The 11,243-nt window shown below is 68.9% G+C and carries 8 protein-coding genes; 4 read left to right on the top strand and 4 right to left on the bottom strand.

Going from position 1 to position 11,243, the window contains the following annotated elements:
- Nucleotides 1-60: 60 nt before the first annotated feature.
- Nucleotides 61-2,832: a DNA polymerase I gene (gene polA / locus D183_RS0118710; RefSeq protein ID WP_017910344.1), complete on the top strand. Its 2,772-nt coding sequence runs from the start codon at nucleotides 61-63 to the stop codon at nucleotides 2,830-2,832.
- 520 nt (nucleotides 2,833-3,352) lie between these two features.
- Here the strand turns inward: polA and D183_RS0118705 are convergent.
- The 4 genes from D183_RS0118705 to D183_RS0118690 form a co-directional block, all read right to left on the bottom strand.
- Nucleotides 3,353-3,619: a DUF2164 domain-containing protein gene (locus tag D183_RS0118705; protein ID WP_017910343.1), complete on the bottom strand. Its 267-nt coding sequence runs from the start codon at nucleotides 3,617-3,619 to the stop codon at nucleotides 3,353-3,355.
- Complete coding sequence (hemF, locus tag D183_RS0118700; protein WP_017910342.1) at nucleotides 3,616-4,515, bottom strand: oxygen-dependent coproporphyrinogen oxidase; 900 nt, start codon at nucleotides 4,513-4,515, stop codon at nucleotides 3,616-3,618. The genes D183_RS0118705 and hemF overlap by 4 nt, the downstream gene beginning before the upstream one ends.
- 75 nt (nucleotides 4,516-4,590) lie before the next feature.
- Nucleotides 4,591-5,151, bottom strand: a complete 561-nt coding sequence (locus D183_RS0118695; RefSeq protein ID WP_017910341.1) for a hypothetical protein — start codon at nucleotides 5,149-5,151, stop codon at nucleotides 4,591-4,593.
- Between the two features lie 527 nt (nucleotides 5,152-5,678).
- Nucleotides 5,679-8,063 carry a S9 family peptidase gene (locus tag D183_RS0118690; RefSeq protein ID WP_026144640.1) on the bottom strand — a complete coding sequence of 795 codons (2,385 nt, stop codon included), beginning with the start codon at nucleotides 8,061-8,063 and terminating at the stop codon, nucleotides 5,679-5,681.
- A gap of 210 nt (nucleotides 8,064-8,273) precedes the next feature.
- Between D183_RS0118690 and D183_RS28055 the strand changes: the two genes are divergently transcribed.
- From D183_RS28055 to cydB, 3 genes are all read left to right on the top strand, one after another.
- Nucleotides 8,274-8,525, top strand: a complete 252-nt coding sequence (locus D183_RS28055) for a hypothetical protein (RefSeq protein WP_232757311.1) — start codon at nucleotides 8,274-8,276, stop codon at nucleotides 8,523-8,525.
- 342 nt (nucleotides 8,526-8,867) lie between these two features.
- A complete protein-coding gene (locus D183_RS0118685) occupies nucleotides 8,868-10,271 on the top strand; it encodes a cytochrome ubiquinol oxidase subunit I (RefSeq protein ID WP_017910339.1) in 1,404 nt (467 codons plus the stop codon).
- Nucleotides 10,271-11,243 (top strand): cytochrome d ubiquinol oxidase subunit II (gene cydB / locus D183_RS0118680; RefSeq protein ID WP_017910338.1); only part of this gene is annotated, 973 nt, incomplete at its 3' end. The genes D183_RS0118685 and cydB, both read left to right, overlap by 1 nt.

Here is an 11,243-nt window from a genome sequence, read left to right as displayed (position 1 = left end):
CTCACCCCAACCCCTCTCCCGACGGGAGAGGGGCTACACGCCGCAGCGTAGAATTGGCCGATGAGCCGATTAGTCCTGATCGACGGGTCCAGTTACCTGTATCGCGCGTTCCACGCGCTTCCGCCGCTGACCAATGCCGCCGGCGAGCCCACCGGCGCGCTGTTCGGCGTGGTCAACATGTTGCGCGCCACCCTCAAGGAGCGCCCCGAGTACGTGGCCTTCGTGGTCGACGCGCCGGGCAAGACCTTCCGCGACGACCTGTACCCGCAGTACAAGGCCAACCGCCCGCCGATGCCCGACGAGCTGCGCGCGCAGGTCGAGCCGATGTGCCAGATCGTGCATGCGCTGGGCATCACCATCCTGCGCGAGGACGGGGTCGAGGCCGACGACGTGATCGGCACCCTGGCTCTTCAGGGCGCCGGCGACGGCCTGGACGTCACCATCTCCACCGGCGACAAGGATTTCGCCCAGCTGGTGCGCCCCGGCGTGCAACTGGTCAACACCATGAGCGGCAGCCGCATGGATTCGGATGCGGCGGTGATGGAGAAGTTCGGGGTCTGGCCGCACCAGATCGTCGACCTGCTGGCGCTGATGGGCGACGCCATCGACAACGTGCCGGGCGTGGAGAAGTGCGGACCCAAGACCGCGGCCAAGTGGCTGGCCGAGTACGGCTCGCTGGACGGGGTGATCGCCCACGCCGACAGCATCAAGGGCAAGATCGGCGACAACCTGCGCGCGGCGCTGCAGCGCCTGCCGCTGAACCGCGAACTGGTCACCATCAAGACCGACGTGGCGCTGCCCGGCGGCCCTCGCACCCTGGGCCTGCGCGAACAGGAGCCGGAGCAGTTGCGCGGCCTGTACCAGCGCTACGGCTTCACCCAGGCGCTGCGTGACCTGGACGGCGGCGTGGCCGCGCCGGAGGCCGCCAGCGAGGCGACGCCCAGCCTGCGCGGCACCGCCGCCGGCTATGCCCGGGCCGCGGCGCCGGCCGCAGATACGGCGCTGGACCCGGCACTGGCCGCCAAGGGCGACTACACCGCGGTGACCACACCCGAGGCGTTCGAAGCACTGCTGGTGCGCCTGCGCGCTGCCGACGGCTTCGCCTTCGACACCGAGACCGACGCGCTGGACGCGATGCGCGCCAACCTGGTCGGGCTCAGCTTCGCCACCGAGCCGGGCCGCGCCGACTACCTGCCGCTGGGCCACGACTACCCCGGTGCGCCGCTGCAACTGGATCGCGCGCTGGCGCTGGAGATGCTCAAGCCGCTGCTGGAGGACCCGGCCAAGGCCAAGGTCGGCCAGCACGGCAAGTACGACCTGCACGTGCTGCGCCGCCACGGCGTGGACGTGCAGGGCTACGCCGACGACACCATGCTGGAGAGCTTCGTGCTCAACTCCACCGCCAGCCGCCACGACATGGACTCGCTGGCCCGGCGCTACCTGGGCTACGACACGGTCAAGTACGAGGACGTGGCCGGCAAGGGCGCCAAGCAGATCGCGTTCTCGCAGGTGGCCATCGACGACGCCACCGGCTACGCCGCCGAGGACGCCGACATCACCCTGCGCCTGCACCGCACGCTGTCGGCGCAGCTGGACGCCGAGCCGGCGCTGGCGCGGGTCTACCGCGAGATCGAGATGCCGCTGGTGCCGGTGCTGGCGCGGGTCGAGGCCAACGGCGTGTGCGTGGACATCGCCGAGCTGCGCAAGCAGAGCCAGGACCTGAGCCAGCGCATGCTGGCCGCGCAGCAGAAGGCCACCGCGCTGGCGGGGCGCAGCTTCAACATGGACTCGCCCAAGCAACTGCAGGCGGTGCTGTTCGACGAGCTGAAGCTGCCGGCGGTGCTGAAGACCCCCAAGGGGCAGCCCAGCACCAACGAGGAGGCGCTGGAGGCGATCGCCGACCAGCACGAGCTGCCGCGGGTGATCCTGGAGTACCGCGGCCTGGCCAAGCTGCGCAGCACCTACACCGACAAGCTGCCGGAGATGGTCAACCCCGACACCGGTCGCGTGCACACCAGCTACCACCAGGCCGGCGCCGCCACCGGGCGGCTGTCCTCCTCCGATCCCAACCTGCAGAACATTCCGATCCGCACCGACGACGGCCGCCGCATCCGCCGCGCCTTCGTCGCCCCGCCCGGGCGCAAGCTGATCGCCTGCGACTACTCGCAGATCGAGCTGCGGATCATGGCCCACCTGTCCGAGGACCCGGGCCTGTTGCGCGCCTTCGGCAGCGGCGTGGACGTGCACCGCGCCACCGCCGCCGAGGTGTTCGGGCGCAAGCTCGAAGAGGTCACCGGCAACGAGCGCCGCGCCGCCAAGGCGATCAACTTCGGCCTGATGTACGGCATGAGCGCGTTCGGCCTGGCCCGCAACCTGGGCATCGGCCGCGGCGAGGCGCAGGACTACGTGGCGCTGTACTTCAGCCGCTACCCGGGCGTGCGCGACTTCATGGAGCGCATGCGCGAGCAGGCGCGCACCCAGGGCTACGTGGAGACCCTGTTCGGACGCCGCCTGTACCTGAACGACATCAACGCCCGCCAGCAGGGCCTGCGCGCCGGTGCCGAGCGCGCGGCGATCAACGCCCCGATGCAGGGCACCGCCGCCGACATCATCAAGCGCGCCATGGTCGGCGTGGACGCCTGGCTGCAGGACCACCGCGACCGCGCGTTGATGATCCTGCAGGTGCACGACGAACTGGTGTTCGAAGCCGATGCCGACTTCGTCGACACCTTGCTGCCGGAAGTGACCGGGCGGATGTCCGCCGCGGCGGAGCTGAAGGTGCCGCTGGTGGTGGACAGCGGGGTGGGCGACAACTGGGACGAGGCGCATTGAGTGCCCGGGTTCCGGGCGTGTACCCGGGACCCGACCTGGCGCTGCGGTGTCTTGCGTAGACATCGCATGCGCATGCACGCCGGATATCGCAGAGGGTTTTCCGAAGGATTATCCCGCCCGCGATTTTCGCTTTCCCATTCGCGTTGGTTTTTTGACCCCATCGGGCGCGACAAGCCGCAAAATTCCTACTGGCGTCACACCCCGGGGCGTGCAGGATCGCTTTGATTGAACGGAATTTTGACGCGGTTTATTTGCACGGATTTTCGGGAATGAATCCGTCCTTAATCTGACAAATTTTTAACTTAAATCTTCACGAACGAGCAAGGTGGGGAATGTTCTTATATCCCTCGACAGGCGCAATACCTGTCGCGGATCTCCTCCCATCCCCTGGAGCAGATCCAGGAACGGCGACTCCTCCCCAAGTCTCCGTTCCCTGGCCCCGCCGACCTCCCCCTGGTCCGCGGGGCTTTTTTATGCCCGCACGTTCGTGATGCCGCGCTGGCGGCGCGCGCGACACGGCTCAGCGGCGCGCGTCGGTGGGCTGTTGCAGTTGGTAGAGCGCGTCGTCCAGGGTGTCCAGCTGCGTGGCCAGCAGCGCGCGGGCATCGTCCAGGCCGCGGTTGTAGTACTGCGCGCCGATGCGCTCGGCGACGAAGTCGAGCAGAAATTCGGCCTCGAACGCGCCGACCTGCTGCTGCAGCTCGGTGCGCAGGTAGGCCTGCAACTGTTCGGCGATGGCGCGCTTGTCCTCGCGGCCCAGCACGGCGGTACGTGCCGGCGCGCTCATGCCAGCCATTCGCGCGGCACCAGGTACTCGGCCAGGCGCGCCTCGGCGCTGCCCGGTTCGGGCTGGAAGCCGTACTCCCAGCGCACCCGCGGCGGCAGGCTCATCAGGATGCTCTCGCTGCGGCCGCCGCTCTGCAGGCCGAACAGGGTGCCGCGGTCGTAGACCAGGTTGAACTCGACGTAGCGGCCGCGCCGGTACAGCTGGAACTCGCGCTCGCGCTCGCCCCAGGGCAGGCCGCGGCGGCGTTCCACGATCGGCAGGTAGGCGTCGAGGAAGCCGTCGCCGACCGCGCGCTGGTAGGCGAAGTCGCGCTCGAAATCGGCATGCAGATCATCGAAGAACAGGCCGCCGACGCCGCGGGTCTCGTTGCGGTGCTTGAGGAAGAAGTACTCGTCGCACCAGCGCTTGTGCGCCGGATAGCGGTCTTCGCCGAACGGCGCGCACAGGTCGTGCGCGGTCTGGTGCCAGTGGCGGGCGTCCTCGTCGAACGGGTAGTACGGGGTCAGGTCGAAGCCGCCACCGAACCACCAGGCCACGGTGGCGCCATCGCGCTGCGCCTCGAAGTAGCGCACGTTGGCGTGGGTGGTGGGGATGTACGGGCTGAGCGGGTGGAACACCAGCGACACCCCGACCGCGCGCCACGAGGCGCCGGCCAGTTCCGGGCGGTTGGCGCTGGCCGAGGGCGGCAGGCGGGTGCCGGCAACGTCGGAGAAGCCGATGCCGGCCTGCTCGAACAGCGCGCCGTCGCGCAGGATGCGGGTGCGGCCGCCGCCGCCCTCCGCGCGCTGCCACAGGTCTTCGGCGAAACGGGCCTGGCCGTCGGCGGCCTCGACCGCCGCACAGATGCGGTCTTGCAGGCCAGTGAGATAGTCGCGAACGCGGTCGAAGGTATGCATGCCGCCATTCTAGAAGCTGGCTGTGTCAGGCGTCTGCGGCGGGCTGCCCGGACTGCGCGGGCCGGTCGGCATGCGTCAGCGGCGGAACTCGGCGCGCAGCGCGGGGCGGCACAGCTGGTAGACCAGCCAGCCGTGCAGGCCGGCGAAGACCAGCGCGGTCAGCGCGCCGCTGACCATGAGCGTGATCCGGCCCAGCGCCAGGTCGTGCTGGAGTTGCTGCGGGTCGAAGGCGTGCTGTGGCGCCCAGACCTGCAACAGGTCGAGCAGTTGCAACAGCAGCGGCAGCACCGCGAAGTTGGCCGCGGCGGTGACCACCAGGAACACGATGAAGGCCCGCCGCGCCCAGTCGCGCCGCTGCAGCAGCGCCCACGACGCCGCGCACAGGCCCGCCGACAGCAGCGCCGACAGCCAGGACAGCGCCAGTGCATGGGCGACGCACCACTGCAGCAGCGGCGGCAACGGCAGTCCGGCCTCGCGCAGCACGCCCTCGATCGCCCCGTCCGGCAGCGTCAGCAGCAACAGCGCCTGGCCCAGCGAGTACAGCAGCGACAGCACCCCGATCAGCAGCGAGAGCTTGGCCATCGCATCGATATTCTGGTTGCGGGCGGCAGTGCGGGGCAGCGGCGGAGGCGGCATCGGCGGTCCTTCGGGGCGGGGCGGCGCTGGCGGCGCCGCACCGGCGGCAGTCCGGCAAGGATAGGGATGGCGGAGCAGGGCGCAAGCCGGCGTGGCGCGCGAGGGGGCGCGCCTATGCCGGTGCGCGGCCTCTGGTCAGGGCGCTGCCGATCCGGTGTCGCCAGGAGCGGGGCTACGCCAACGTCGTGCCGATGCCGTCTGCGTCCGGACGGCCTAGCTGCGGGCACTCGCGTAGCAGCGGCTTCGGCCGCGACGCGCCTTACCGGGAAAGCCTCGTCGCGACCGAAGTCGCTCCCACAGGGGTTTGCGGCGAGCCCGCCGGGTGCACTGTGGGAGGGGGACTTCAGTCCCGATGCATTGCGCCATCGGAAGGCTCACCACCTCGCGCGTCGCGGATGCATGACCGTTGACTCCTGCGGAACGGCGCGATGCGTGACGGACACCGGTGGTTGGCGCTGTCCCGAAGGCGCCCCGCGGGCGCTGCGCCTGCCGCACGTCGACGGCAGGCGCCTCGGCGCGCACTCGGCTCAGCGCAGCTCGCGCTCGAACAGCTTGAGGATGCGCTTGTACTCGTCCAGCCAGGAATCGGCGCGGGTGAAGCCGTGCTTCTCCAGCGGATACGGCGCGATCTCCCAGTTGTCCTTGTGCAGCTCGATCAGCTTCTGGGTCATGTCGACCGAGTCCTTGAAGAACACGTTGTCGTCGACCATGCCGTGGGCGATCAGCAGGTGGTCGCGCAGGCCGCTGGCGTATTCGATCGGTGAGGAGGTGCGGTAGGCCTCCGGGTCCAGGTCCGGGGTGTTGAGGATGTTGGAGGTGTATTCGTGGTTGTACTGGCTCCAGTCGGCCACCGGGCGCAGCGCGGCGCCGGCCTTGAACGTGCCGGGGCTGCGGAACAGCGCCATGTAGGTCATGAAGCCGCCGTAGGAACCGCCGTAGATGCCGGCGCGGCTGCGGTCGCCCTGCTTGCTGTCGACCAGCCAGTCCAGGCCGTCCAGGTAGTCCTCCAGCTCCGGATGGCCCATGTCGCGGTAGATCGCGGTGCGCCAGTCGCGGCCGTAGCCGGCGCTGGCGCGGTAGTCCAGGTCCAGCACGATGTAGCCCTTCTGCACCAGCAGGTTGTGGAACATCTGCTCGCGGAAGTACGGGGTGTAGCGCGCCGATACGTTCTGCAGGTAGCCGGCGCCGTGCACGAACATCACCACCGGATAGCGCTTGCCCGGCTCCGGCTGCGCCGGACCGTAGTACTTGCCCCAAATGGTGCCGGCGCCGTGCTTGGACGGCACCTGCACGAACTGCGGCTGCACCCACGGGCGCGCCTTGAACGCGGCGCTGCGGGTGTCGGTGAGCACGCGCGCGTTGCCGCCGGCGGCCGGCAGCACCGCCAGTTGCGGCGGCAGGTACGGGCCGGAGTAGTGCACCAGCAGCTGCTGGCCGTCCGGCGAAAGCGCGAAGTCCTCCACGCCGTCCAGCGAGGTCAGCTCGGCGACGCTGTCGTTGCGCAGGTCGAGCTTGCACACCTCGTAGTCGCCCGGCCACTTGCGGTTGCACAGGAACAGGAAACCCTGGCCGTCGGCGCTGACCACCGGCGCGGACACTTCCCACTTGCCGGAGGTGCGCTGGCGCGGCTTCTCGGTGCCGCGCTGGGTGTACAGGTGCGAATAGCCGGACTGCTCGGACAGCAGCCACAGCGTCTGGTTGTCCGGCATCCAGCCGAAGTCGTTGAAGCTCCAGTTGATCCAGGCCGGATCGGTCAGGCGGTGGCGCGGCTGCAGCACCGCCTTGTCCAGGTCGACGCTGGCGATCCAGCGGTCCTTGTTGTCCACCGCGCGCAGCAGCACGGCGACATTGCGGCCGTCCTCGCTCCAGTGCATCGAGGCGCCGTTGCCGTCGCCGTCGGTTTCCACGCGCACCGCGCGCGGGCCTTGCATCGGCTCCTGCTTGGCGGCCTTGCGCAGCGCCGCCAGCGGATCGGTGCCGATGCCGGGCAGCACCGACAGGTCGAGCTTGCGCGCACTGCCGGCCACCGCGTCGACCAGCCACAGGGTCTGCGCCACCGGCGAATTGCGCCCGACCAGAGTGCGCGCTTCCTGGAACTCGGCGTAGCCGGATTCGGTCACGTACTTGGGCATCTTGCTGTCGCGGCCTTCCTCGGCGCCCTTGGCGTGGGTGACCACCAGCAGGTGGCGGCCGTCCGGCGACAGCGCGCTGTCGTCGACCACCACGTCGTCGCCCAGGTACACCGGTGCCGGCGCGCGGCTGCTGTCGGCGCGGCGCCAGGCCTGCTCCTGCTGGCGCAGCAGCTCGCGCTGGGCGCGGTCGCGGGCCAGGGTTTCCAGGGTGCGCAGCTGCTGGTCGCGCAGCACGTCGGGCTTGGGCGCGGCATCGGGATCGCGCTCGGCCTTGAGCACCGCGGCCTGCTGCACGCCGCCGCCCGGGCTCCAGCGGTACCAGTCGTTGCCGACCCGCCACAGCGCGCCGCCATCGGTGGTGAACTGCGGCCGCGCCGCGGCCTGGTTACTGCGGGTCAGCTGGGTCAGTGCGCCGCTGCGCAGGTCGCGCAGGAACACGTCGCCGTTGCGCACGAACAGCATGCGCTGGCGGCGGGTGTCGTAGACCGGGTTGGCCGCGTCCAGGGTGCTGCGCTGGGCGTCCTCGACCCGCTGCGCGGCGCCGCCGTCGACGCCCTGGCGGTAGGTGTCGCGCACCGGGCTGCCGGTGCGCTTGAGCTGGTACTGCACCTGGCGCCCGTCCCAGGCCCACCACGCATCCTCGACCGGCGGCCCGATCCAGTCCGGATCGGCCATGGCCTGCTCGATGGTCAGCGGGGCGGCGGCATCCTGGGCCGCGGCCAGCGGCGGCAGGCAGGACAGGGACAGCAACACAACAGCGCTCAGGGCGAGACGACGCATCTGGAATTCCGGGCGAACGGCAAACCGCAAGCGTAGCAGCCGCCAGGGCGGCGGCGATTGCGCCGTTGGTCATGGGCGCCACCGGGAGCGGAGGCCTTGTAATCTTGGCGAGGGTGTTGGCGGACCCGCATCGGGTAAGTCGGCGCACGCGGTGGCTGCGCCATGATTGCTTGTCACACCGCGCGTCGCTTCAGGTCACGACGGCCTGGAATGACGCAGGCCAGGGTCGATACGCCACTGAGCAAGCATGCAAATGCGGGGGGAACCATGAAAAGTGTGCTTGTGTGGGCGGCGCTTGCAACAGTTGGCGGACAGCAAACGCACGAATTGCCGAAGACCGACTGCGCCTCCAGCTTGCGCCCGCTCGAAACCATTCGGCCAGCGCTGCCAGGGCGCTCGGGGAGCCAGTTCATCGGCTCGATCTACGTCGCGATCGTGATCGAAAGGAACGGCGACGTATAGGTTGCCGAAATATCGAGGGTCGATATCAAGCAGTTGGAGAGAAGGAAATTCTCCGATTCAGGATACGCTGAAGCGGTGCTTGACGCTGTCGGACAGTGGAAGTTTCCCGAGGTGAGCATGCGGTGCAAAAAGGAAGTCAAGGTGGAGCTGGCGTTGTCTCATTGAGGGAGGCGCTGGGCTTGAGACGTGGCCCGATGCACTGAGCGTCGAACAGAACACGCTTTCCGCCGTCGCGATTGCGCCAACCCTGCGGCGATAGGGCCGCTGCGACAAACCGTCACATCCCATTTCGCCGCGCCGCACCAACAATAGGCATCGTTTCCGCTGCCTCAGGCGCTACCCATGGACGCCCTGCTGCTGTCGCGCATCCAGTTCGGATTCGTCATCAGTTTCCACGTGCTGTTCCCGGCCTTCACCATCGGCCTGTCGAGCTGGCTGGCGTTCCTGGAGTGGCGCTGGCTGCGCACCCGCGACACGGTGTGGCGCGATCTGTATTTTTTCTGGCTGAAGATCTTCGCCGTGTCCTTCGGGATGGGTGTGGTCAGCGGCATCGTGATGAGTTTCCAGTTCGGCACCAACTGGGCGGTGCTCAGCGAACGTGCCGGCAACATCCTCGGTCCGCTGCTCAGCTACGAGGTGCTGACCGCGTTTTTCCTGGAAGCCTCGTTCCTGGGCGTGATGCTGTTCGGCTGGCACAAGGTGCCGGAGAAGCTGCACTTCCTGGCCACCTGCCTGGTCGCCATCGGCACGCTGATCTCCACGTTCTGGATCCTGTCGGCCAACAGCTGGCTGCAGACGCCGGCCGGCTATGCGGTGGTCGAAGGCGTGTTCCACCCGGCCAACTGGCGCGAGGTGATCTTCAATCCCTCGTTCCCGTACCGGCTCACGCACATGGTGCTGGCCGCATTCATCACCACCTGTTTCGTGATCGGCGGGGTCAGCGGCTGGTACCTGCGCCGCGGCGAGCACCTGGATGCAGCCGGGCGCATGCTCAAGCTGGCGGTGGCGTTCGCCGCGATCGCGCTGCCGTTGCAGATCGCCGCCGGCGATGCGCATGGCCTGAACACGCTCGAGCACCAGCCGATCAAGGTGGCGGCGATGGAAGGGCATTGGCATGGCGAGGCGAAGGGGCAGGGCGTACCGCTGGTGGTGTTCGCGGTCCCCAACGAGGCCGCCGAGCGCAACGATTACGAAGTGACCATCCCGCGCCTGGGCAGCGTGATCCTCACCCACACGCTGGATGGCGAGATCACCCCGCTGACCGCGGTGCCGCGGGACGAGCGGCCGCCGGTGAAGCCGGTGTTCTACGCGTTCCGGGTGATGGTCGGGCTGGGCATGGCGATGCTGCTGCTGGCGCTGGTGTCGCTGTTCTTCTGGTGGCGCGGCACCTTGCTGCGCCGGCGCGCGCTGCACCTGGCGTGGAACGCGATGCTGCCGGCCGGGTTCGTGGCCCTGGTCGCCGGCTGGTTCGTTACCGAGATCGGGCGCCAGCCCTACGTGATCTATGGCCTGCTGCATACGCGCGATGCGGTGAGCCCGACGCTCAGCCCGGCGATGGTCTGGATCTCGCTGAGCGTGTACGTGCTCGCCTACGCGCTGGTGTTCGGCTTCGGCAGTTGGTACATCCTGCGCATGCTGCGCCACGGGCCGCTGCCGCACGAGCCGGCGCCGCGCATGCAGGAAGGCGATAAGACCCCGGCGCGGCCGCTGTCGGCGGCCGACGACGACATCGAGGAGACCCGCTGATGGACATGGCGACCGTATTGCCGGTGATCTGGTTCGGCGTGATCGGCTTCGGCGTGCTGATGTACGTGCTGCTGGACGGCTTCGTGCTCGGCCTCGGCATTCTGGCGCCGTTCGCCGAGGACGAGGATCAGCTCGACCTGATGATGAATACCGCCGCGCCGATCTGGGACGGCAACGAGACCTGGCTGGTGCTCGGCGGCGCCGGTCTGCTGGCGGCCTTCCCCAAGGCCTACGCGATCGTGCTGTCGGCACTTTACCTGCCGGTGCTGCTGATGCTGATCGCGCTGGTGTTCCGCGGCGTGGCCTTCGAGTTCCGCTTCAAGGCGCGCAGTTCCAAGTACCTGTGGGGCTGGGCGTTCGCGCTGGGCTCGCTGTGCGCGGCGTTCTGGCAGGGCGTGATCCTGGGCGCGCTGGTGGAAGGCATGCCGCTGCAGGACGGCAAGTACCTGGGCGGCGTGCTGGGCTGGTTCAGCCCGTTCTCGATGCTGACCGGCGCGGCTGTGGTGTTCGGCTACGCGCTGCTCGGCGGCAGTTGGCTGATCCTCAAGACCGAGGGCGCGATGCAGCGCATCGCCCGCACCCTGACCCGGCCGCTGGTGCTGGTGGTGGTGGTGTTCATGGGCTTGGTCAGCGCCTGGCTGCCGTTCCTGGACTCGCGGATCATGGCGCGCTGGTTCCACGACGGGAATTTCTGGTGGCTGTCGCCGGTACCGCTGCTGGTGCTGGTCAACGCGGTGGCGCTGTGGCGTGCGGCGATGGCGCAGGGCCGCGATGCGCGTCCGTTCGTGCTGACCCTGTGCTTCTTCGTGCTCGGTTTCTTCGGCTTGGTGCTGGGCATCTGGCCGAACATCGTGCCGCCCGGGCTGACCATCTGGGAAGCGGCCTCGCCGCCGTCCTCGCAGGGGTTCGTGCTGGCCGGGCTGGCGGTGCTGCTGCCGGTGATCCTGGGCTACACCGCGTGGTCGTACCGGG

This window comes from Xanthomonas sp. SHU 199 (assembly GCF_000364665.1).
Classification (GTDB): Bacteria; Pseudomonadota; Gammaproteobacteria; order Xanthomonadales; family Xanthomonadaceae; genus Xanthomonas_A; species Xanthomonas_A sontii.
This window is presented reverse-complemented; position numbering and strand designations above follow the sequence as displayed.

Bases quoted from the DNA above. Each gene is read 5' to 3' on its own strand.
- polA (WP_017910344.1), top strand. From the start codon at position 61: ATGAGCCGATTAGTCCTGATCGACGGGTCCAGTTACCTGTATCGCGCG.
- D183_RS0118705 (WP_017910343.1), bottom strand. From the start codon at position 3,619: ATGAGCGCGCCGGCACGTACCGCCGTGCTGGGCCGCGAGGACAAGCGC.
- hemF (WP_017910342.1), bottom strand. From the start codon at position 4,515: ATGCATACCTTCGACCGCGTTCGCGACTATCTCACTGGCCTGCAAGAC.
- D183_RS0118695 (WP_017910341.1), bottom strand. From the start codon at position 5,151: ATGCCGCCTCCGCCGCTGCCCCGCACTGCCGCCCGCAACCAGAATATC.
- D183_RS0118690 (WP_026144640.1), bottom strand. From the start codon at position 8,063: ATGCGTCGTCTCGCCCTGAGCGCTGTTGTGTTGCTGTCCCTGTCCTGC.
- D183_RS28055 (WP_232757311.1), top strand. From the start codon at position 8,274: ATGACGCAGGCCAGGGTCGATACGCCACTGAGCAAGCATGCAAATGCG.
- D183_RS0118685 (WP_017910339.1), top strand. From the start codon at position 8,868: ATGGACGCCCTGCTGCTGTCGCGCATCCAGTTCGGATTCGTCATCAGT.